A 22,016-nucleotide genomic window follows, 5' to 3' on the forward strand; every position below is an offset into this window, starting at 1 on the left:
GGAGGCTAGAAGGCTAGGAGGCCGGGCCGCGGCGGGGGACCGCCGCGGCCCTTTCTCCTGCTGGGAGGCTGGGAGGCTGGGACGCTAAAATCCTTAGTGATTCCAGCGTCATCGGCTATCCCAACCTGTGGGAGCGGCTGCCGTATCGGGGGCCGGAATTCAGAAGTCAGAGGCCAGAGACCCCCGTCCTCTGTCGTCTGTCCACTGACTCCTGACACGGTCTCCGGTCCGGTGGTCCAGACGGCCGCGGCCCACCGGAGCCGCCGATCTCTCAGAGCAGGGCCTTCACGGCGCGGTCGAGGCCCTCGAGGGTCAGGGGGAACATGGGAAAGAGCCCGGCCACGGTGGCGATGGTGTCGTAGTAGCCCCACGACTCCTCGGGGATGGGGTTGAGCCAGGCGCGCTTGGGGAACGCCTCGGCCAGGGCCCGCAGCCGGTCGATGCCCTTCACGCTCGAGCGGCGCATCCGCTCCAGGGTGCCGTTGGGGATCAGGAGCTCGTAGGGCGCCATGGCGGCGTCGCCCACCACGATCAGTCGGTAGCGCTTCCCGTACTCCCGGATCACCTCGTCCACCGGCACGTACTCGTCGGCCTCCACGTCCACGTAGAGGTTCTCGTAGACGCAGTTGTGGAAGTAGAAGGCCCGGAAGTCCTTGAAGTGGTTGATGCCGTGGGCCGCCGAGAAGAGCCGCTCCGAGAGCTCCCGGTAGGGCTCCATGGAGCCCCCGGTGTCCATGGCCAGGATGAGCCGCACCTGGTTTTCCCGCTCCCGGGTGAATACGAGCTCGATCTCGCCTCCGTTGCGACAGGTGGTGTCGATGGTGGCCTCCACGTCGAGCACCTCGTCCGCGCCGGTGTGCCGGAGGTCCCGGAGCTTCTTGAGGGCCACCCCCATCTGGCGCACGTCGAGGGTGAGGTCGTTTCGCAGGTTCCGGTACCGGCGCTCGAAGGCCTGGAGCACGGCCCCCCCTCCCCCGCCGCCCTCCGGGGAGAACGAGATCCCCGAGGGGTGGCTCCCTCGCGTACCAAAGGGGCTCGTGCCCCCCGTGCCGATCCAGTGGTGGCCCCCGTGGTGGGCCTCCTTCTGGGTGCGCAGCCGGTCCTCCAGCTCCCGCAGGAGCTCCTCCAGGCTCAGCCGGCGCATCCGCTCGAGCTCCTCGGGCGGGAGCCGCAAGGGCGCCAGCGGGTCGGAGAGCCACTCCAGGATCTGCTCCTTGGTGAGCAGATCGTCGGGCAGGTCGGCCCCCCGGAACACGTGGGCGAAGGCCTGGTCGTAGGCGTCGTAGTGGGCCACGTCCTTCACCAGGAGGCTCCGGGCCAGATAGTAGAAGTCGGTGAGGCTGTCCCGGTGGAGCCCCTTGGCCAGGGCCTCCATGAGGGCGAGCCACTCGGTGGGGCTCACCGGCACGCCCAGGGCCTTCAGCGCGTAGAAGAGCGGGAGGAACACGTTCTCGCCCGCCCTACCGGAAGTACCGCCGGCCGGCCGTTCGCACGTCGGCCGGACGGGAGGCGCGGCGCGCCAGGGTGTCGGCGTCTTCCTGGAGCTTGATCAGGGTGCCCAAAAACGGCACCCGGTCCGGGGCCACCGTGGGCTCCTCGGGCAGCCGGGCCCCGCTCGCCAGGAGCACCCGGATCCAGTCGAGGAGCTCCGAAGTGGAGGGCCGCTTCCGGAGCCCCGGCACCTCCCGTAGGGCGAAAAACACCCCGAGGGCCCGGTCGAGGAGCTCGCCCGAAAGCCCCGGGAAGTGCACGTCCACGATGGCCCGCATCTGGGCCTCGTCGGGGAAGTCGATGTAGTGGAACACGCACCGCCTGAGAAAGGCGTCGGGGAGTTCCTTCTCGGCGTTGGAGGTGATGACCACCACGGGCCTCTGGGCGGCCCTCACCTCGTCGCCGGTCTCCAGGATCACGAACCGCATCTCGTCGAGCTCCTGGAGGAGATCGTTGGGGAACTCGATGTCGGCCTTGTCGATCTCGTCGATGAGGAGCACCACCCGCTCGGGGCTCGCGAACGCCCGGCCCAGGGGTCCGAGCTTGATGTACCGGCGGATGTCGCGCACGTCGCCGTCGCCGAACCGGGCGTCGTTCAGGCGCTGCACGGTGTCGTACACGTACAGGCCGTCCCGGGCCTTGGTGGTGGACTTCACGTTCCACACGATGAGCTCGAGGCCCAGGGACCGGGCGATGTGGTGGGCCAGCAGGGTCTTGCCGGTGCCCGGCTCGCCCTTGAGCAGGAGGGGCCGCTCCAGGGCCAGGGCCACGTTGACCGCGTCCTGTAGGGCCCGGGAGGCCACGTAGCCGTCGGTGCCCCGAAACCGGTGGAACTCGGCCTCGGACAAAGGTTGGTACGAAGGCTGCTGCATGATCGGATTCTCCCGTGGTGGAGTCGAAACGAGATCGGGGGATGGGAACCGGTGGACCGCGGGGACCCCGCACGAACCGTCAGAGGGCCCGGTAGCCCTCGGGCCGCAGGGGCACCAGGCCGGCCCGGGCGGCGTCGAGAAGGGCGAGCGCGTTCTCCTTGTCCTCCGGCATCCGGACCTTGAGCGGCAGGTAGTTGGAGGCGTGGTTCGCCATGAAGAGCCCGTGGGACATCTCGGTGGCGGCCAGCATCTCCCGGAGCTCGGTGAGGAGCTCCCCGGGGGTGGGCACCGGGTGCTCTCCCCGGGCCACGAGCTCCGCGAGCTCCGTTCCCTCGCACACGATCACCGAAAGCGCGCCCACGTACTCGGGGTCCATGGCCGTGAGCACCCGGCCGGTCTCCCGGGCGTGCACGAGGCTTCGGCCCGGCGGGGCGATCCCCAGGAGCACCGTGACGGAGAGCTGGATGCCGGCCTCCCGGATCCGGCGGCCGGCCTCGATCATCTGCTCGGCCGTCGAGTCCTTCTTCACGTACCGCAGGGTCTCGTCGTCGCCGCTCTCGAGGCCCAGGTACAGGATGCCGAGCCCGTTCTCCCGGAGCCACCGGAGGTCCTCGTCGGTCTTCTTGCGCACGGCCCGGGCCGTGGTGTAGGCCCCCACCCGCTCGACCCAGGGGAGCTTCTCCCGGATGGCCGGCAAAAGCCACCGCCACTCCCGCATGGGCATGATGAGGGCGTCCCCGTCGGCCACGAAGAGCCGCCTCACCCCCGGGTAGAGCCGGGCCGCCTTCTCCAGGTCGGCCTCGATGACCGCGCGGTCCTTGATCCGGAACCGCCCCTTGGTCTTGTAGCTCACGCAGAAGGTGCACCGGTTGTGGGCGCACCCCACGGTGGCCTGCAGGATGATGGAACGGGCCTCGCTCGGGGGCCGGAAGATCGGGCCCACGTAGTCCAGGGTTTCGGGTGTCCAGAGAGAGGGCATGGGGTGTCGGGTCTACGGTCTACAGTCTTCGGTCTACAGTCTACGGTCCACTGTCTGGGCCGCCCAGCCGCCCAGCCGCCCCGCTAGCATAAGCCCTCCGGCGTCCGAGGGAAAGGACTGCGCCCGTCGGCTTGACTCGGCCCGCGGTTTCAGCAAAGAAAGAGTGGCCCGGTCGTTTTCCGGGACCCCATGCCCCTCGACACCCGGAGCGGTTCCATGACCCTCGCCCCCGACGAACTTCGCCGCGTGCCCCTGTTCGCAGGCCTGGATCCCGAGCAACTCGAGCGGGTGCGGGCCATCGCCCGCCTCGTGGAGGCGAAACGGCGGGACGTGATCTTCCGGGAGGGGGACCCCGTGGAGGGGATCTTCGTCCTCCTTGCGGGCCGGGTGAAGCTCTACCGGCTCGGGCCCGACGGCCGCGAGCACATCCTCCACGTGGTGCGACCGGGCCAGACCTTTGCCGAGGCGGCCGTGTTCATGCCGGGGGGCTACCCGGCCTTCGCCGAAGCCCTGGAGAAAACCCGGGCGATCGTGCTCCCCAAGGCGGCGTTCCTCGCGCTCCTGCGGGAGGAGCCGGCGATCAGCCTGGCCATGATCGCGGCCCTGAGCCGGTACCTCCGGCAGTTCGTGGACCGGATCGACGACCTGTCCCTGAAGGACGTGCCGGCCCGGCTGGCCCGCTGGTTCCTGGCCACCGCCCGGGAGAAGGGGCGGGAGTTCTGGGACCTCGACATCACCAAGGCCGAGCTCGCAAGCCAGCTCGGCACCGCAGGGGAGACCCTGTCGCGCACGCTCCGGAAATTCCGGGAGGCGGGCTGGATCGAGGTGCGGGGCCGTTTCGTGAAGATCCTCGACCGCGCGGCCCTGGAACGGGTGGCCGAGGGCGGGGAAAACGGGGTTCGTTGACCCGGGTCAAGGCCGGGCCCCGGCGGTAGGGGCATACTGGACCCGAACCGAGAGAACGGAGGATCCCTGCCAGGAGTGACCCATGAGCAAATGCCCCGGACAAGACACCCAGATGTGGGGACACGACGCCATCTTCGACGTCGAGTGCCCCAAGTGCCACACCCCCATCGAGTTCTTCAAGGACGAGGTGCGCCGGCGCTGCAAGGGCTGCGGCGAGGTGGTGTTCAACGACCGCATGGATCTCGGCTGCGCCAAATGGTGCCCCTCGGCCGCCTCGTGCGTGGGCCCCGACGCGGTGAAGGCCATCGAGCTTTCCGAGGCCCGCAAATCCCGGCGTGAGGACCTCCGGCTCCTGCTGGACCAGGTCCCCGAGGAAGAACCGGCGGTGCGCGACCTGTTCAAGACCCTCTTTTCCGAGTACCCGGGCGAGGACCGGCTCTTCGACACGAACCGCCTGTACACCGTGCAGGAGCGGGACCCGGACCTCTTCCAGCGGGCCACGGCGGCGTTTCAGCGATTCCTCGAGGCCAAGAAGGCCCTGGCCGAGCGGGAGGCGGAGGCGCGGGCCCGCACCGAGGAGATGCTCCGCCACGACCAGCGCCGCAAGAAATCCGAACCCGCGGCCGAGGACGGACAAGGGGCTTGACACGCGCCGGAGCGGTGAGCCATCCTGCGGCGCGTGTCCGGGCCCAGGGGCCCAGAAACCAAACTGAAGGAGGACGGAACATGGCGTATGTGATCACCGACAAGTGCGAGAAGTGCGGCGACTGCGTGGAGGAGTGCCCGGTCGAGGCGATCAGCGAGGGCGAGGACAAATACGTCATCGACCCGGACGTGTGCGTGGACTGCGGCACCTGCGCCGAGGTCTGCCCCGTGGACGCCCCGGTGCCGGAGGACGAGGCCTAAGGCCCGCCACCACCGAGCGCAACCCGAAAGGCCGGGGTCCCGCGGGATCCCGGCCTTTTCGTTGGGGGACGGGAATCGGCCCGCCTCCCCGAGGGAGAAGGGGGGTCGGCCTCCCCGCTTCCCAGCTTTCGACGAACTTCGGTCGCCGGTCGCCGGTCCCGTGGTCCAAACGGCCGCGGCCTACCGGAGTTTCCGGCTGGCACGGGCCCGTCGCCCGCGTTTTCGGGGGCAAGGGGCCTCCCGGAGAGCCGGGTGCGGCCGTACCGGTGAACAGAAATCAGAATTCGGCCGACAGGCTTCGGTGGCGCCGATGTGCACCGACCTCTGTCCCCTAACGTCCGATTTCTGACTCGGAGGTCCCTTGCCCCGGCCGCCAGCGCGCGCCGGCGCCTACGCGTGTCAGTGTGTAGGGAACAGGCCGCGCTCCGCGGCCTCCCAGCTTCCAACCGAGTGGACATCGATCGTGCCGACCGTTCGCCGCTTTTTCCGGGTGCAGGGCATCGTGCAAGGGGTGGGGTTCCGGCCCTTCGTGGCCCGCACGGCCAGGAAACTCGGCCTTGCGGGCCACGTGGAGAACACGACCCGGGGCGTCGAGATCGAGGTCCAGGGCCCTCCAAAACGGGTCGAGGCCTTCCGCGAAACCCTGCTACACCACCCCCCGCTCATGGCCCGGATCCTCTCGTGCCACGAGGAACCCCGGCCCGCAACCCCGGAGGAGGGGTTCCGGATCCGGGCGAGCCGGGAGGACCCGGTGGCCGCGGCCGTCATCCCCCCCGACATCGCCACCTGTCCGGCTTGTTTGCGGGAGCTCCGGGATCCCGGAGACCGCCGGTTCGGCTACCCCTTCCTGAACTGCACCGACTGCGGCCCCCGGTACACCATCATCGCCGGCATCCCCTACGACCGGGCCCGCACGTCGATGGTGGGGTTCCGGATGTGCCCGGCCTGCCGGGCGGAGTACGACGACCCGGAGTCCCGCCGGTTCCACGCCCAGCCCAACGCCTGCCCCGCCTGCGGGCCCCGGCTCGAACTCCGGGACGCCGAGGGGCGGGCGGTGTCGGGGGACCCCTTGGCCGGCGCGGTCGAGGTGCTGGCCCGGGGAGGGATCCTGGCGCTCCTGGGGCTCGGGGGGTTCCACCTGGCCTGCGACCCCTTCGACGAGGGGGCCGTGGCCGAGCTGCGGCAAAGAAAGCATCGGCCGGCCAAACCCTTCGCCCTCATGGCGGCCGACCTCGGGGAGGTGCGCCGCCTCGTGGAAACCGACCCGGCGGCCGAGGAACTCCTCGCCGGACCCGAGGCCCCGATCCTGCTCCTTCCAGCCCGAAGCGACGCCGGGGTGGCCCCCTCGGTGGCCCCGGGCCAGGACCGGCTCGGGGTGTTCTTGCCCTACACCCCGCTCCACCACCTCCTCTTCGCCCGGGGCGGGTTCCGGGCGCTGGTGATGACCAGCGGGAACCGGAGCGACGAGCCGATTCTGGCCACCTGGGACGAGGCCCTGGCCCGGCTCTCGGGCGTGGCCGACGCGTTCCTGGTCCACGACCGGCCGATCCTCCACCGGGTGGACGACAGCGTGGTGAAGGCGACGCCCCGCGGCCCCGTGATCCTCCGCCGGGCCCGGGGTCACGCCCCGGCCCCGGTGCCGCTGCCCAACCCCGACGGCCGGGTGGTCCTGGGGCTCGGGGCCGAACTCGCCAACACCGTGTGCGTGGTCCGGGGCGAGTACGCCTACCCCAGCCCCCACCTGGGGGACCTCAAGAACCCCGAGGTGGAGGCCCACTTCCGCCGGACGGTGGAACACCTTCTGGAGCTTCTGCGGGTCGAGCCCGACCTCGTGGTGCGAGACCTCCACCCGGCCTACCGCTCGAGCCGGTATGCCGAGGAGTGGGCCGCCCGGGGCGTGGAGGTGGTGGCCGTGCAGCACCACGAGGCCCACGCCGCCGCCGTCATGGCCGAGCACGGGGCCGTGGACGAGGAGGCGGTGGTGCTGACCCTGGACGGCCTGGGCCTCGGGCGGGACGGCACGATTTGGGGCGGGGAGGTGCTCCTGGGCCGGCGCGGGGCGTTCCGGCGGGCCGGCCACCTCCGGCCGGTTCCCCAGCCCGGCGGGGACCGGGCGGCAAAGGAGCCCTGGCGGATGGCGGCGAGCCACCTGCGCGCCGCCCTGGGGCCGGCCTGGCAGGGGCTCGAGCTGGGGTGCTTCGGCGGGGTCGCCCAGGCGGTCCGGGCCGGCCTCGACCGAATGATGGAGCAGGGGGTGAACGCCCCCCTCACCTCGTCGTGCGGCCGGCTCTTCGACGCGGCGGCCGCGATCCTGGGGTTTCGGGGCCCCATGCGCTACTCGGCCCAGGCGCCCATGGAGCTCGAGGCGCTCGCGGCCCGGGCCGACCGGGAGGAGGTGTTGCCCGAGGGGGTGCTTTGGGAGGAAAGCGGCGCGTGGATCCTAGACCCGGCACCGTTCGTGGTGGCCCTGGCCGAGCGGGCCCTGGCGGGCGCCGACCGGCGGCGGCTGGCCCTGGGGTTCCACCGGGCCCTGGCCCGGCTGTTCGCCCGGGCGGCGGAAGCCGTGGGGTCCCCGAGCGGCCGCGCCTACCTGGCCGGGGGGTGCCTCCAGAACGCGATCTTCCTCGACGCCCTGTGCGCCGAGCTCTCCGCCCGCGGCCTGGAACCCCGGTGGCCCCGGCTCCTCCCCCCCAACGACGGCGCCATCAGCTACGGCCAATGCGTGGCGGGGATCAGAGGACAGAGGACAGAAGACAGAGGACAGGAAGCGAACTGACTTCCTTCGTCTCGAGTCCGCTCGGAAGCGATGACTCCAGCGGCGAAAGGGAAGCGCTTCGGGTCGACCTCGCGCCCCCCTTCCCCACCGCCGGGTTCCTATAGGCGGCGGGCAGCCCGAGAATCGGCGATTCGTCCCGCGCGTTCCGCTCTGCGCCCCACGCCTCCGTGATCTCCGTGTCCTCCGTGGTGGAAAAAGGCCGCCGTGTTGCCCGACCGCCCCTACCCCTTCAGAAGGTCCAACGCCTCGGCGGCCCGGGTCACGGCCTCCCGGCCCTCCCGCACGGCCTCCTCCCCCCGCTCGAACTCCATGAGCCCGATGTGGCCCAACCGCGGGGTGATCAGGACCTCGGGCGGGTCGCCGGCCATCCGGCTTCGGGTGATCCGGGCCTGCATGATGTTCACCGACGCGACCACGGTCTCCACCAGGCCGGGCCGGTCGTCCTTCTCCCCGAACACCGAGGCCAGCATCTGGCCGGCCCGGTCGCGCACGGCCTCGGGAAGCCGGGCCGCAGCCTGGCGCACCCAGTCGGCCACCGGGCCCCCGCCCAGAAGGCCCTCCTCCCGCTCGGGCTTGAAGTTCCGGGTCACGAGATCGGTGTTGAGGTCCACGGCGATCACCACGTCGGCCCCGAGGGCCCGGCACACGGCCACCGGCACGGGGTTGGTGAGCCCGCCGTCCACGTACCAGCTCTTCCCCACCCGGGCCGGCGTGAAGAGCCCCGGCACGGCCACCGAAGCCCGCACGGCCTCGGCCACCGACCCCTCCCGGAACCACACCTCCCGGCCGGTCCGCAGATCGGTGGCCACGGCGGCGTAGGGGATGGGAAGGGCCTCGATGGGGGTGTCGGGCACGTGCTGGAGGAAGAAGTCCCGGAGGCGCTCGCCCTCGATCAAGCCCCCGCCCAGGAGCTTCACGTCCAGAAACCGGATCACGTCCCAGCGGGTGAGCCGCCGGACCCAGGCCTCGAGGGCCCGGGCCTTGCCCATGGCGTAGGCCGCGCCCACCAGGGCCCCGATGGAGGTGCCGGCCACCACGTCGGGCCGGATGCCCCGGCGCTCGAGCTCCCGGATCACGCCTAGATGGGCCCAGCCCCGGGCCGAGCCGCTGCCCAACGCAAGTCCGATCCGAAGGTTCGACATGGGTCGCCTACGCGGGTCGAGGTGGCGTCAACTGGAGAGGAAATGGCGGACGATATTACTCCGGCGGCTCAATAGACACGGTCGTGGGCATGGGGCCTGCTGGAGCGCCGGGCGTGGCTCCTACAGTCGCTGCATCCGGCACTCGGCCAACGACTGGGACTCTTCCGGCCAAGCGGACTGACGAAAACGCCTAGAGCTCCTGAGTGGTTCCGTCCATCCGGCTGAGTGCCGGATGCAGCGTAAGCCGGATGCCGCACTCACGCACGGCCGGAAGCAGGCTCCATGCCCTCGCGATTTCCTTGCGCGCCTGTATTGACGCCCGGTTGATAGCCACAGATGCACACAGATCAACACAGATCCGATGTCGCGGCTGAGCAGCCCCCCCCGGGTTGGCCCTAGCCGGCTGGAACGTCATCGGGCTCCGAGGGCGTCGCGGCGGGAAGCTGGGAGGCCCGATGCGCCCGGGGACCGGCGCCGGCCTCTCGGACTCCACCCGAACAGAAATCTGTGTCCATCTGTGTGGATCTGTGGCCAAAGAACGGTTTTCAGGGCTCCACGCGGACCCTGCCCGGGCCCGGCTCCACCCGGCCCACGATCCAGGCCGTTCGGCCCTGGGCCGCGAGGCGCCCCACCAGCGTCTCGGCCGCGTCGGGCGGGAGCGCCAGGAGGAGCCCCCCCGAGGTCTGGGGGTCCGAGACCAGGAGGGCCCAGTCGTCGCCCGGGTCGGCCGTCACGGCGAGCCGGTCCCCGAGCCCCTGGCGGTTCCGGTGGGCGCCCCCGGGCACGAGCCCCATACCCAGGGCCTCGCCGGCGCCCGGGAGCACCGGGAGCGCCGAGGCCGAGAACACGAGGTCGGCCCCGCTCTCCCGGGCCACCGCCCCGGCGTGGCCCGCCAGGCCGAAGCCCGTCACATCGGTGGCCGCGTGGACCGGCAGGTCCGCCGCCGCCTCGGCGGCCCACCGGTTCAGCTCGGCCATGCTCTCCGCGGCGGCCCGGAGGTGCCCGGCGTCCGCCAGCCCGGCCTTGCCGGCCGTGGTCACGAGCCCGACCCCCAGGGGCTTTGTGAGCACCAGGAGGTCGCCCGGCCGGGCCCCGGCGTTCGTCCACATCCGGTCCGGGTCCACGAGCCCCGTCACCGCGAGCCCGTACACCAGCTCGGGGTTGTCCACCGAGTGGCCTCCCACCAGGCTCGCCCCGGCCTCGGCCACGGCCTCGGCCCCGCCGGCCAGGACCTCCCGGACGGTCTCGGCCGGAAGGTCGCACGAGGGGTAGAGGAGCACGTTCATGGCCGTGAGCGGCCGGCCCCCCATGGCGTACACGTCCGAGAGGGAGTTGGCCGCCGCGATCCGGCCGAAGGCCCGGGGGTCGTCCACCACCGGGGTGATGAAGTCCACGGTCTGAACGAGGGCCGGTCCGTCGGCCACCCGCACGACCCCGGCGTCGTCACCGGTGTGGAGGCCCACGAGCACCCCGGGCGCCACCGGTACGTCCACCCCCTGGAGGAGCGCGGCCAGGTCCCCTGGCCCGATTTTCGCCCCTCAGCCCGCGGCCCGGGCGTACTGGGTGAGGCGTTTCGGCTCGGTCATGTGATCGTGGTGACCCGGTACGGGCCGGTCAGGGTTTCCACCGTGTCGTACATGCTCGCGACCCGCCCCACCCGAAGGGCCTCTCGCTTTCCGAAGAACTCGAGGCAGGTGCCGCAGGAGAACACCTCCACCCCGGCCGCCTCGATCTCCCGGATCACATCGAGCACCGGCGACCCCTCGGTCGTGAGATGAACGCCCCGGTTCAGAAACAGCATGCGGGCGGGCTTCGGGTCCGCCTGGGCCACGGTGCCCAGGAACGACTTCATGAGGATCTTCCCCAGTTCGGGCTCCGGGCCGATCGCGTCGGAGAGCACCAGAAACACCGAGGCCGCCGGCTGGGTCGTGCGAGCCTCCTGGGCCCCGACGGAGCACTGGTAGCCCTTGACGATCTCCACGTCCCAGACGCCCGGGCCGGCCTCGGTCGCCCGGGCGGTGCATCCCTGGGACCGGGCGAACCGCTCCACGTTGTCGCGGGCCGCGGGGTTGTCCACCCGGACCGTGAGCACCCCCTCCCCGAGTTTCTCGAGTGCCGCCTTCGTGCGAAGCACCGGCTCCGGGCACGCAAGGCCGGTGCAGTCTAGCCGCTCTACCATGGCATCACCTCCGTTTCGGATGCGTGCGAGCCGTCCCGACGATTTGGGCACGGCCCGCCGCGTCCGGTCAAATCGGAGGTGCCGATGGAAAAGGGGGAATGGATCGGGAACTTCGGTCTCCGGTCGACGGTCTCCTGTCCTTGGTGTCCGGGCCTCGGTCTTCGGTCTCCGGTCACTGGTCTGCCCGGCCGCGCGTCGGGGACCGAACCCGGCGTGGTCCGGCGCGCGGCGCCGTTTACGGGCCCAGGATCGGCTCGGCCCCCTCGGCCACGAGCCGGGCCACCCACCGCTCGAACTCGGCCTCGTCGCCGGGCACGAACCCGATCTTCCGGTGCCGGATCCGGCCCGTGCGGTCGATGAACACGGCGTAGGGAATCGTGGTGACCCCGCCGTAGGCCTTCCGGATCTCGTCGGTCGCGAGGGCCACGGGGAACGGCAAGGGGTGCTTCTCGAGATACTCCCGGACCTCCTCGGCGTCACGGTCGAGGGCGAGCGCGATGACCTGGAGGCCCTTGGGGCCGTATCGCCGCTGGAGTTCGGCCTCGTGGCGCAGGGCCTGTTTGCAGGGCGGGCAGTAGGTGGCCCAGAAGTCCAGTACCACCACGGCGCCCCGGTAGTCCGAAAGGCGCACGGTGCTGCCGTCCACCGCGACCACCTCGAAGTCGGGCGCCTGGCCCGGCCGGGGCTTTTCGTCCCCGGCGCACCCGAGCACGGCCCAAGCCGCAAGGGCCGCCACGAAAACCGCCCCAACCCCCCGGCGTAGCCCCTTCACGAGTGCCTCCCGCGCGAAATCCCCCGGAACCGTTCCCCGTTCGATGCGGATCGTAACGAAACGTCACAAACTCAGCCGGATTCCCCGGCCGGCGCGCCGGCCCGGGCCCGGCGCAGGAACTCGTAGGCGAGGATCCCGGCGGCCACGGCCACGTTGAGGGACCCCACCTTCCCCCGCATGGGAAGCGCGATCTCCCGGTCGCAACGACGAAGCACGTTGGGCCGGATGCCGGCGTGCTCGCCCCCCAGCACCAGCACGGCCGGAAGCACGAGGTCGGCGGCGTACACGTCGTCGCCCCCGGCCGCCGCGGCGTACACCCAGAACCCCTCGTCGCGGAACCGGTCCAGAGCCCGGGCCAGGTTGACCACCCGCGCCACCGGCACGGCGGCCAACGCCCCGGCCGCGGCCCGGGCCGCCGCGGGCCCGAGCCCGGCAGCCCGGTCCTTGGGGATCAGGACCCCGGCCGCGCCGGCGCCGTCGGCCACCCGGATCACGGCTCCCAGGTTCCGGGGATCCTGGACGCAGTCGAGGGCCAGCACCAGGGGGAGCGGGGCCCGCTTCGCCCCGGCCAACAGTTCCTCGGGGTCCGCGTACGCCCACCCCCCCACCTCCAGGGCCACCCCCTGGTGCCTCTCGGACCCCACCCGGGCCGTGAGCTCGTGGCGGGACAGCTCCCGCACGGGAAGGGCGAGGGCTTCGGCCGCGGCCAGGAGCTCCCGGGGCACCCGGCTGCCCCGGGCCACCCAGAGGGCCCGGGCGGCGTCGGGGGCGTGGGCCAGGAACTCCCCCACCGCCCGCCGGCCGAGCACCCAGTCGGTCACGACCGCTCCCCCAACGCCCCGGCCACCTCGGCCACGATCCGCCGGGCCGCGACCACCGGATCGGGGGCCCCCCGGATCGGTCGGCCCACCACCAGGTGATCCGCCCCCGCCCGGATCGCCCCGGCCGGGGTGGCCACCCGGGTCTGGTCCCCCCGGTCGGCGCCGGCCGGTCGGATGCCCGGGGTCAGGATCACGGCCTCGGGCCAGGCGGCCCGGATCGCCGACGTCTCCTCGGCCGACGCCACCACCCCGTCGCACCCCGCCCCCCGGGCGAGTTCCGCCAGGCGCCCCACAGCCCAAGCCGGCGGACCCGCGAGCCCCAGGGCTTCGAGGTCGGCCGGCCCGTGGCTCGTGAGCACGGTGACGGCCAGCACCAGGGGCGGGGGGAATCCCTCCTCCCGGGCCCCCTCCCGGGCGGCCTCGGCGGCCCGGGCCATGCCCTCCGGCCCGGCCAGGGCGTGGACGTTCACGATCCGGACCCCGAGCCGGCCGGCGGCCCGAGCCGCGCCGGCCATGGTGGCCGGGATGTCGTGGAACTTGAGGTCCAAGAAGACCGGCCAGCCTCCCTGCACGAGGTCCCGAACGAGGCCCGGACCCTCGGAGACGAAGAGCTCCAAGCCCACCTTGAGCCCCCCCACCTCCCCCCGGAGCCGCTCGGCCCAGCCGAGGGCCGCCTCGCGGGCCGCCACGTCGAGGGCGAACCAGACCCGGTCCCGGGCCGTCACGCCGGGGTCCTCCGGGACTCCACCCACCGGGCCACCCAGTCGGCCGCCTCGGCCAGGGGCACCCGGTGCTCGGCCCCGGTGACCCGCTCCTTCACCTCGGCCACGCCCTCCTTGAGCCCCCGGGGACCCAGGGTGACCCGCAGGGGCACCCCGATCAGGTCGGCGTCCTTGAACCGCACCCCAGGCCGCTCGTCCCGGTCGTCCACCAGCACCTCGAGGCCCCGGGCCTCCAGGTCGCCCACCAGGGTTCCAAGCGCTTCCCGGGTGGCCTCGTCGGCCGGCTGGATCGGGAGCACCAGCACCTCCCAGGGGGCGATCGGCACGGGCCAGACGATGCCGTTCTCGTCGTGGTTCTGCTCGATGGCGGCGGCCACGGTGCGGCCCACGCCGATGCCGTAGCACCCCATGACAAACGGCCGCTCCTTGCCGTCGCGGTCGAGGAACGTGGCCCCCATGGCCTGGGAGTACTTGGTGCCCAGCTTGAAGATGTGGCCCACCTCGATGCCCCGGCGCACCGCCACCGGCTCCCCGCACCGGGGGCAGGGGTCGCCCGGCTCGATCTCCCGGAGGTCGGCCCACCCCGCCACGGCGAAGTCCCGGCCGGGCACGGCGTTGCGGTAGTGGTGGTCGGCCCGGTTGGCGCCGACCACGTACCCCTCCCCCTCCTGGAGGGCGTGGTCCAGGTAAACGGGTACCGAAAGGCCCACGGGCCCGGCGAACCCCACCGGCGCGCCCGTGACCTCCCGGACGGTGTCGTCCGACGCCAACTCCACGGTGTTCGCGTCGAGCAGGTTCTTCACCTTGATGGGGTTCGCCTGGTGGTCCCCCCGGACCCCCACGGCCACCACCCCCTTGTCGGTCTCGAAGATCAGGGTCTTGATGGCCTGCCGGGGTTCCACCCCCAGAAACGCGCAGACCTCCTCGATGGTGCGGCGCTCGGGGGTCTCCACGAGCTCCATGGGCCCCGGCGGCTCGGGGGCCGGCCCGGGCTCCGGCGGCCGGACCTCGGCCTTTTCCACGTTGGCCCCGTACCCGCAGGCCCGGCAGGCGGCCACGGCGTCCTCCCCGGAATCGGCCAGCACCATGAACTCGTGGGAGAAGCTTCCGCCGATGGAGCCCGTGTCGGCCTCCACCGCCACGAACTCCAGGCCGCAACGCTCGAAGATGCGGCGGTAGGCCTCGTACATCTTCCGGTAGCTCTCCTCGGCGCCCGCGTCGTCGGCGTCGAAGGAGTAAGCGTCCTTCATGATGAACTCCCGGGCCCGCATCACCCCGAACCGGGGCCGGATCTCGTCGCGGAACTTGGTCTGGATCTGGTAGAGATTGAGGGGCAGCTGCCGGTACGACTGCACCTGGCCCCGCACGAGATCGGTGATGACCTCCTCGTGGGTCGGCCCGAGGCAGCACTCCCGGCCGTTGCGGTCCTTGAACCGCAGGAGCTCCGGGCCGTAGAAGGTCCACCGCCCCGACTCCTTCCAGAGGTCGGCGGGCTGCACCGCCGGCAGGAGCACCTCCTGGGCGCCGGCGCGGTTCATCTCCTCGCGGATGATCTGCTCCACCTTCCGGAGCACCCGAAGCCCCATGGGCAGGTACGAGTAGATGCCGGCCGCGAGCTTGCGGATCATGCCGGCCCGCAGCATGAGCCGGTGGCTCACCACCTCGGCCTCGGCCGGGTCTTCCCGCAGGGTGGGCAGAAACAGGGTCGAATACCGATCCATGGGGGTCACTCCTGGAAAGAAGGTCGTTCGTCGCAGGTCGTTGGTCGTTGGTCGTTGAGGGACGAAAGGGACGCCAGGGACGGAAGGGACACGGCCGCCGCCCAGCCGCCCAGCCGCCCAGCCGCCCAGCCGCCCAGCCGCCTAGCCGCCTAGCCGCCTAGCCGCCTAGCCGCCTAGCCGCTCCGCCTCCTCCTCCACCAGGGCCACGAGGGCGTCCACGATCTCGGCCTCGGGCACCTTGCGCACCACCTCGCCCCGCCGAAACAGGAGCCCCACCCCGTTGCCGCAGGCCACCCCCACGTCGGCCTCCCGGGCCTCGCCCGGGCCGTTCACCTCGCAGCCCATCACGGCCACGGTGAGCGGCGCGGTCACGTGGCCGAGCCGGCGCTCCACCTCGGCGGCGAGCTCCACCAGCCGCACCCGGGTGCGGCCGCAGGTGGGACACGAGATCAGGTTCACCCCCCGCTGGCGCAGCTCCAGGGCGGCCAGGATCCACCAGGCCACCCGGACCTCCTCCACCGGGTCGCCCGTGAGGCTCACCCGGAGCGTGTCGCCGAGCCCCTGCCACAGGAGGATCCCCAGGCCGGCGGCGCTCTTCACCGCTCCCCGAAACGGGGTGCCGGCCTCGGTGATCCCCACGTGGAACGGGTAGTCGCACCGCTCGGCCAGGAGCCGATAGGCCTCCACGGTCTGGGGCACCCGGGAGCCCTTGAGGCTCACCTTGATCTCCCGGTACCCCAGGTCCTCGAGGATGCGGATGTGGCCCAGGGCGGCTTCCACGAGGGCCGCGGGGGTGGGGCCCCCGTGCCGCTCCTGGATCTCGCGGGGCAGGCTCCCCGCGTTCACCCCGATCCGGATCGGCACGGCCCGCTCCCGGGCCGCCCGCACCACCTCCTCCACCTTCCAGCGGGCGCCGATGTTCCCCGGGTTGAGCCGCAACCCGTCCACCCCGGCCTCCAGGGCGGCCAGGGCCAGCCGGTGGTCGAAATGGATGTCGGCCACGAGGGGCACGGGCGACCGGCGCCGGATCTCGTTCAGGGACCGGGCGGCCTCGAGGTCCGGCACGGCGCACCGGACGATCTCGCACCCGGCCCGGTGGAGCGCCCCGATCTGGGCCAGCGTGGCCTCGGGGTCCCGGGTGTCGGTGTTGGTCATGGACTGCACCGACACCGGGGCGCCGCCCCCCACCGTCACGGGGCCGAGCCGCACCGGCCGTGTGGCGCGGCGGGGAAGCGCAACCGTCTCTCCCACGGCCCGGCCCCTCACCAGTGGCACCGCCCGCACACGTCCCGGTCGGGGATGACGAGCCCCCGCTCCCGGGAGAGCACCGGGTCCTTCATGATCCGCCACGGGAAGTAGTGGCTTCCCGGGCCGTGGCAGGCCTCGCACTGGACCCCCCGGAGGTCCTCCTCCGAGGTGTCGGCCCGCCGGGGCATGCCGTACCCGGTGGTGTGGCACCGGAGGCACGCCGGGTTCTGCCGCTCCTCCTCGGGGAGCACCTCCCAGGCCCGGGCGTGGGCCGAGTCCTCCCACCCGTGGTAGACCCGGAGCTTCGGGTTCGGGCTGTCTCGGTTGTGGCAGGGCTTGCACCACTTGGCGCCCAGGTACCGGAACACCGGCCCCGCGCCCACCGGCTCGGCCGCCCGGGCCGGCGCCCCGGCCAGCGCCAGGAGCACCACGGCGAGCCACCCCACGCGGGCCCTCACCGGAGCTCCTCCTCCGGGGCCTCCCGGACGTAGGTCGTGGTGTCGTGGCACGACGGCCCGCAGGTCCCGCCCGTGCTGAAAGCGATGAACCCCATCGGCGTCGGCTCCTTCCCCGGCAGCCGCACCCAGGCCGACACCAGGGCGGCCCGGTCCGAGGCGTGCACGTCGTGGCACGCGGAGCAGGCCACGCCAGGGTCCCCCCTCACGTGCCGGGCGTGGAGGTTCTCGTCGCGCGTGCGAAACCGGGTCTCCCGGAACCCCGGGTCGGCGTGCAAGGCCTGGGGATGGCAGCGGTCGCACAGGCCGTAGGTTCCCTCGCGGTAGGGGGCGTACGGAGTCCGGGGGTAACTGCCCCGGAGCCCCCGGTTCTCGAACCGGGGATCCGGGTGGGTGAAATGGCAGGTCAGGCATTTCCCCTCCCGGGCCGGCTCGTGAAGGGACTCGCCCTTGCGCTTGTCGGCGTGGCACCGGCCGCAGTTGCGGGTGCGTTCCCCCTTGAGGAACCGGGCCGTGTCCGAGGAGTGGACCTCGTGGCACGAAGGGCACAGGGTGTTCCGGGCCACGTGCTCCCGGTCGGGGGGATGGCACTCGTAGCAGAGCTCCGGCACCCGCCGCACGAGGAGCTTCTTCTCGTCGCTCGTGTGCACCAGGTGGCAGTCGGTGCACCGCCCCTCCCCCACGGGCTCGTGGACCTCGTCCCGGGCCGCCATGTTCTCGTGGCAGGAATAGCACAGCTCCGGCACCGGGGCCTGGAGGTTGGGACCCACCGGGTTTCGGTGCACCGTGTGGCACACCGTGCAGTCGTCGTCGGCCACGGGCGCGTGGAACCAGATGCCGGAGAAGAGCTGCCGGTGCCCCGGGGGCGGCGCGGCCCCCGCCCCCAGGGACCACCCTGCGGCGAGGCCCAAAAGAAGCCAGGTCTTCACTTTTTTCAAAAGAGCCTCCCCTGTGCCGGAAGTGGGCGACCGAGGTGCTCGTAGGCCTTGTCCAGAGCCACCCTGCCCCGGGCGGTGCGGGCCAGGTACCCCTGCTGGATGAGATAGGGCTCGTACACGTCCTCGAGCGTGTCCTTCTGCTCCCCCACCGCGGCGGCCAGGCTGTCTATCCCCACGGGGCCACCCCGGAACTGGTCGATCACGGCGGCCAGGAGCCGCCGGTCCATCCGGTCGAGCCCGGCCCCGTCCACCTCGAGGGCCGCCAGGGCCTGGTCGGCCACCTCCCGGGTCACCGTGCCCGAATGGTGGATCTCGGCGAAATCCCGCACCCGGCGGAGCAGCCGGTTCGCGATCCGGGGGGTGCCCCGGCTCCGGCGGGCGATCTCCCAGGCCCCGTCCTCGGTGATCGGGATCCCCAGCACACCGGCCGAGCGGGTGACGATACGGGCGAGCTCCTCGGGGGTGTAGAACTCCATCCGGCCCACCACCCCGAACCGGTCCCGCAGGGGTGCCGTGAGGAGCCCCGACCGGGTGGTGGCCCCCACCAGGGTGAACCGGGGCAGGTCGATCTTGATGGACCTGGCGCTCGGGCCCTGGCCGATCAGGATGTCGAGCTGGAAATCCTCCATGGCCGGGTACAGGATCTCCTCCACCACCGGGCTCAGGCGGTGGATCTCGTCGATGAAGAGGACGTCGCCCTCCTTGAGGTTGGTGAGGATCGCCGCCAGGTCCCCCGGCCGCTCCAGGATCGGCCCGGCGGTGCACTCGATCCCCACCCCCATCTCGTGGGCGATGATGTGGGCGAGCGTGGTCTTCCCCAGCCCCGGCGGACCCGCGAAGAGCACGTGGTCGAGGGGTTCGCCGCGGCGCCGGGCCGCCTCGATGAACACCCGCAGGTTCGCGCGCAGTCGCTCCTGCCCGACGTACTCGTCGAGCCGCGAGGGCCGAAGGCCCGGCCCGGCCGGAAGGTCGTCGGCCAGGGCCCCGGGGGTCAGGATGCGGTCCGCGTCGGTCATGGCTGCGCGCCAGTCGGCTGGAAAGCTAGAAAGCTAGAAGGCTAGAAGGCTGGGAGGCCGGGGAGTCGTGAATCGTGAATCGTGAATGGTGTTGGGGTGCTCCACCCGTCTTCTCCTCTCCGCCCCCGGAGCGCCGTGATCCGGCGCGCCCCGTGGTTCGTCCCCCTCCGTGGTCTCCGTGCCCTCCGTGGTGAACCCAACGGTTCTCCCGCGCCCCGCCGCTCCGGTTCCCCTCTACTTTTTCGGCGCGAGGGTTTTGAGGGCGGCCTTCACGAGGGCCTCGACCCCCGACGCCCCGGCGGCCGCGGCCTTCCGCACCGCCTCGGCCGCCACGCGGGTCGGGTACCCCAGGGCCTCCAGCGCCGCGGCGGCCTCGGCCTCTTCCCCGACCGAAAGCCCGGGCCCGGCCGTCGGTTCCCCGCCGGGCGCCGGCCCCACCTTGTCCCGAAGCTCCAGCACGAGCCGCTGGGCGAGCTTCTTCCCCACCCCCGGGATCGCGGTGAGGGCCCCGTGGTCCCCCCGGGCCAGGGCCGAGCGCAGGTCGGCCGCCACGAGCCCCGACAGGATCCGCAGGGCCAGCTTCGGACCCACCCCGCTCACCCCCTGGAGGGCGCGGAACAGCTCCTCCTCCTCGGCCGTGAGGAACCCGTAGAGGTGGATCTCGTCGTCCCGGATCAGGGTCACCACCCGGAGCCGCGCCCCGTCGGACCGCCGGGAGAGCGCCCGGTAGGTCCCGAGGGGCACCCACACCCGGTAGCCGACGCCTCCGGCGTCCACCACCACCTCCCCCGGGGCCACGAGCTCCACCGTCCCCGAGAGTCGCGCGATCACCTTGCCGCCCCCAGGGCCCGCCGGGTGCGGGCCGTCTGCAGGTGGCAGATGGCCACGGCCAGGGCGTCGGACGCGTCGGCCGGGGCCGGCCGGCCGAGCCCCAGGAGTCGGCGGACCATCTCCTGCACCTGGTGTTTCTCGGCCCCGCCGTAGCCCACCACGGCCTGCTTCACCTGCATCGGGGAGTACTCCACCACCGGGATCCCTGCCCGGTAAGCGGCCAGAAGCGCCGCCCCCCGGGCGTGGCCCAGGGTAAGCGCCGATCGGGCGTTTCGGGCGTGGAAGATGCCCTCCACCCCCACCTCCTCGGGCTCGTGGGTCTCGAACACCACCAGGAGCCCCTCGAAGATCCGGCCCAGGCGGGCGGAGAGCCCATCGGCGGCCCGGGTGACGATGACCCCGTGGGCCACGTGGCGCAGGCGGTTCCCCTCCACCTCCACCACGCCGTACCCCGTGCGGCCCGTTCCGGGGTCGATCCCGGCCACCCGCAGCCTCATCCGCCGGCGATCCGTTCCATCTCGGCGTCGTCGATGTCGAAGTTGGCGTAGACGTTCTGGACGTCGTCGTTGTCCTCGAGCATCTCCATGAGCCGGAGCATCCGCTCGGCGTCGGCCCCCTGGAGCTTCACGGTGTTCTTGGGAAGCATGGTGACCTCGGAGGACTCGAGCTCGAGCCCCGCGGCCTCGAGCCCCGCCCGGACGTCGTCGTAGGCGTCGGGGTCGGCCAGCACCTCCCACACCTCGCCGCCGTCCCGCACGTCCTCGGCCCCGGCCTCCAGGGCGACCTCCAGAAGCTTTTCCTCCCCCACGGCCGATTTCGGCACCGTGAAGTAGGCCTTCGACTCAAAGAGCCATGCCACGCAGCCGTTCTCCCCCAGGTTTCCCTTGTTTTTCGAGAAGGCGTGGCGGATCTCGCCCACGGTGCGGTTTCGGTTGTCGGTGAGCACCTCCACGAGCACCGCAACCCCCCCGGGGCCGTAGCCCTCGTAGGTGATCTGCTCGTAGTCGGCGCCCCCTCCCTCGCCCGTGCCCTTCTTGATCGCCCGCTCGATGTTGTCCTTGGGCATGTTGAACGAGCGGGCCGTCTCGATGGCCCGCCGGAGCCGAGGGTTCCCGTCCGGGTCACCGCCGCCCAGCTTGGCGGCGACGGTGATCTCCTTGGCGAGCTTCGAGAAGATCTTGCCCCGCTTCGCGTCCTCGCGGGCCTTCTTGTGCTTGATGTTCGCCCATTTGCTGTGGCCTGCCATCGTTTCCTCCAACGCGCGGTTCGCCGGCGGCCCCTGCCGCCGTTTCCTCGAACGGTGCAAGGTAACAAAACCCGGCCGGCCAAGGAAAGGGTGCCGCCCCCCGGGTTGACGCGGCGCGACCCGGGTGCTAATCACGGCGCTTTGATCCACCGGGCACCCGCCGGGTGCCCCCTGACCCCACGGGGACGCGCATGAGGCTTCCAAGTCACTTCGGTCCGCGGTCGCCGATCGGCGGTCCTCGGTCCCCTCGACCAGGCTGCGGCGACGTCCCGTCTGGGCGCGAGCGCAAAGTCACGGTTCTCGCGAGTCGGGCGCGTTGCGGCCCACGGGGGCTTCCAAGGGTCTTCCTGGCTGTCGCCTGGCTCCTGGTCGCGACCCTGGCGCTGGCGGGCCAGACGTTTTACGTCACGGACGAGCTGGAGATCACCCTGCGGTCCGGCCCCGGCCTGGGCTACAAGATCCTGGCCATGCTCAAGACCGGGACCCCCCTGGAGAAGTTGGCCGAGCAGGAGGGATGGGCCCAGGTCCGCACCCCCGACGGCCAGGAGGGGTGGGTGGTGGCCCGGTACCTCTCGGGGGACCCGCCCAAGGGCCCCCGGCTCGAGGCGGCCGAGCGGGAGCTCGCGCGCCTGCGCCAGGAGCTCGCGGACCTCAAGGCGCGGGCGTCGGACCAGGCCGAAGAGGCCGGCGCCCAGCGCCGCCGGGCGGACGCTGCCGAACGGGAGCTCGCGAAGATCCGCAAGGAGTTCGCGGAGTGGAAGGAGGCCCACAAGGACGCGGCGACCCTGAAAGCCCGGGCCGACGCCATGGAGGCCGAACTCACGGCCGCCCGCGACGAGCTCGGCCGGCTGCGGGCCCGGGTGGCCCACCTCGAAACCCGGGAGCGGTTCTACTGGTTCTTCTCCGGCGCCCTGGTGCTCCTGGCGGGGTGGATCCTGGGCTATCTCTACGCCGCCTCGCGCCACAAGGCGAAGGCCAAGGCCAAGTTCAGGTTC

22 protein-coding genes are annotated in these 22,016 nt (G+C 72.1%); 5 read left to right on the forward strand and 17 right to left on the reverse strand.

The genetic code is table 11. The features are described 5' to 3' along the window. Positions 1–271: 271 nt before the first annotated feature. The 3 genes from ACYQ8L_RS15170 to ACYQ8L_RS15180 form a co-directional block, all read right to left on the reverse strand. Positions 272–1,447, reverse strand: a complete 1,176-nt coding sequence (locus tag ACYQ8L_RS15170; RefSeq protein ID WP_459942654.1) for a vWA domain-containing protein — start codon at positions 1,445–1,447, stop codon at positions 272–274. A gap of 13 nt (positions 1,448–1,460) precedes the next feature. Next, positions 1,461–2,363, reverse strand: a complete 903-nt coding sequence (locus ACYQ8L_RS15175; RefSeq protein WP_459942655.1) for an AAA family ATPase — start codon at positions 2,361–2,363, stop codon at positions 1,461–1,463. A 79-nt stretch (positions 2,364–2,442) separates the two neighbouring features. Further along, positions 2,443–3,342, reverse strand: coding sequence for a radical SAM protein (locus ACYQ8L_RS15180; RefSeq protein WP_459942656.1), 900 nt, complete (start codon positions 3,340–3,342; stop codon positions 2,443–2,445). Positions 3,343–3,558: 216 nt separating this feature from the next. Here ACYQ8L_RS15180 and ACYQ8L_RS15185 point away from each other — a divergent pair, with 216 nt between their 5' ends. The 4 genes from ACYQ8L_RS15185 (at position 3,559) to hypF (ending at position 7,930) form a co-directional block, all read left to right on the forward strand. Next, positions 3,559–4,248, forward strand: coding sequence for a Crp/Fnr family transcriptional regulator (locus tag ACYQ8L_RS15185; protein ID WP_459942657.1), 690 nt, complete (start codon positions 3,559–3,561; stop codon positions 4,246–4,248). 82 nt (positions 4,249–4,330) lie between these two features. After that, positions 4,331–4,894, forward strand: coding sequence for a hypothetical protein (locus tag ACYQ8L_RS15190; RefSeq protein WP_459942658.1), 564 nt, complete (start codon positions 4,331–4,333; stop codon positions 4,892–4,894). Between the two features lie 80 nt (positions 4,895–4,974). After that, the gene (locus ACYQ8L_RS15195) at positions 4,975–5,154 is read left to right on the forward strand and encodes a 4Fe-4S ferredoxin (protein WP_459942659.1); all 180 of its coding nucleotides are present in this window, start codon (positions 4,975–4,977) and stop codon (positions 5,152–5,154) included. A 463-nt stretch (positions 5,155–5,617) separates the two neighbouring features. Continuing rightward, complete coding sequence (hypF, locus tag ACYQ8L_RS15200) at positions 5,618–7,930, forward strand: carbamoyltransferase HypF (protein ID WP_459942660.1); 2,313 nt, start codon at positions 5,618–5,620, stop codon at positions 7,928–7,930. Between the two features lie 221 nt (positions 7,931–8,151). Here the strand turns inward: hypF and rssA are convergent, their stop codons facing one another. The 14 genes from rssA to ACYQ8L_RS15270 all read right to left on the reverse strand — a co-directional run bounded on the left by rssA (position 8,152) and on the right by ACYQ8L_RS15270 (position 21,021). Then, a complete protein-coding gene (rssA, locus tag ACYQ8L_RS15205) occupies positions 8,152–9,072 on the reverse strand; it encodes a patatin-like phospholipase RssA (protein ID WP_459942661.1) in 921 nt (306 codons plus the stop codon). Positions 9,073–9,617: 545 nt separating this feature from the next. Then, complete coding sequence (gene selD / locus ACYQ8L_RS15210) at positions 9,618–10,658, reverse strand: selenide, water dikinase SelD (protein WP_459942662.1); 1,041 nt, start codon at positions 10,656–10,658, stop codon at positions 9,618–9,620. Continuing rightward, positions 10,655–11,251: a sulfurtransferase-like selenium metabolism protein YedF gene (gene yedF / locus ACYQ8L_RS15215; RefSeq protein ID WP_459942663.1), complete on the reverse strand. Its 597-nt coding sequence runs from the start codon at positions 11,249–11,251 to the stop codon at positions 10,655–10,657. Before yedF ends, selD begins: the two co-directional genes overlap by 4 nt. A gap of 235 nt (positions 11,252–11,486) precedes the next feature. Then, a complete protein-coding gene (locus ACYQ8L_RS15220) occupies positions 11,487–12,023 on the reverse strand; it encodes a peroxiredoxin family protein (RefSeq protein ID WP_459942664.1) in 537 nt (178 codons plus the stop codon). Positions 12,024–12,094: 71 nt separating this feature from the next. Further along, positions 12,095–12,844 (reverse strand): 23S rRNA (guanosine(2251)-2'-O)-methyltransferase RlmB, encoded by a 750-nt coding sequence (gene rlmB / locus ACYQ8L_RS15225; RefSeq protein WP_459942665.1) that lies wholly within the window; start codon positions 12,842–12,844, stop codon positions 12,095–12,097. Then, positions 12,841–13,569, reverse strand: a complete 729-nt coding sequence (gene pyrF, locus ACYQ8L_RS15230; protein ID WP_459942666.1) for an orotidine-5'-phosphate decarboxylase — start codon at positions 13,567–13,569, stop codon at positions 12,841–12,843. The genes rlmB and pyrF overlap by 4 nt, the downstream gene beginning before the upstream one ends. After that, positions 13,566–15,287 (reverse strand): proline--tRNA ligase, encoded by a 1,722-nt coding sequence (locus ACYQ8L_RS15235; protein WP_459942667.1) that lies wholly within the window; start codon positions 15,285–15,287, stop codon positions 13,566–13,568. The genes pyrF and ACYQ8L_RS15235 overlap by 4 nt, the downstream gene beginning before the upstream one ends. A 165-nt stretch (positions 15,288–15,452) precedes the next feature. After that, positions 15,453–16,538 carry a flavodoxin-dependent (E)-4-hydroxy-3-methylbut-2-enyl-diphosphate synthase gene (gene ispG, locus ACYQ8L_RS15240; protein WP_459942668.1) on the reverse strand — a complete coding sequence of 362 codons (1,086 nt, stop codon included), beginning with the start codon at positions 16,536–16,538 and terminating at the stop codon, positions 15,453–15,455. Between the two features lie 11 nt (positions 16,539–16,549). Beyond that, positions 16,550–16,993: a multiheme c-type cytochrome gene (locus ACYQ8L_RS15245; protein ID WP_459942669.1), complete on the reverse strand. Its 444-nt coding sequence runs from the start codon at positions 16,991–16,993 to the stop codon at positions 16,550–16,552. Beyond that, entirely contained in the window at positions 16,990–17,919 is a 930-nt protein-coding gene (locus tag ACYQ8L_RS15250) for a cytochrome c3 family protein (protein WP_459942674.1), read from the reverse strand. The genes ACYQ8L_RS15245 and ACYQ8L_RS15250 overlap by 4 nt, the downstream gene beginning before the upstream one ends. A 5-nt stretch (positions 17,920–17,924) precedes the next feature. Continuing rightward, entirely contained in the window at positions 17,925–18,944 is a 1,020-nt protein-coding gene (gene ruvB / locus ACYQ8L_RS15255; protein WP_459942670.1) for a Holliday junction branch migration DNA helicase RuvB, read from the reverse strand. A 234-nt stretch (positions 18,945–19,178) separates the two neighbouring features. Further along, positions 19,179–19,775 carry a Holliday junction branch migration protein RuvA gene (ruvA, locus tag ACYQ8L_RS15260; protein ID WP_459942671.1) on the reverse strand — a complete coding sequence of 199 codons (597 nt, stop codon included), beginning with the start codon at positions 19,773–19,775 and terminating at the stop codon, positions 19,179–19,181. Then, positions 19,772–20,266, reverse strand: a complete 495-nt coding sequence (gene ruvC, locus ACYQ8L_RS15265) for a crossover junction endodeoxyribonuclease RuvC (protein ID WP_459942675.1) — start codon at positions 20,264–20,266, stop codon at positions 19,772–19,774. The genes ruvA and ruvC overlap by 4 nt, the downstream gene beginning before the upstream one ends. A 2-nt stretch (positions 20,267–20,268) precedes the next feature. Continuing rightward, the gene (locus ACYQ8L_RS15270) at positions 20,269–21,021 is read right to left on the reverse strand and encodes a YebC/PmpR family DNA-binding transcriptional regulator (protein ID WP_459942672.1); all 753 of its coding nucleotides are present in this window, start codon (positions 21,019–21,021) and stop codon (positions 20,269–20,271) included. Positions 21,022–21,212: 191 nt separating this feature from the next. Between ACYQ8L_RS15270 and ACYQ8L_RS15275 the strand changes: the two genes are divergently transcribed. Next, positions 21,213–22,016, forward strand: an 804-nt coding sequence (locus ACYQ8L_RS15275) for a TIGR04211 family SH3 domain-containing protein (protein WP_459942673.1), incomplete at its 3' end; no start/stop codon positions are given.

The organism is Deferrisoma palaeochoriense (assembly GCF_054656955.1).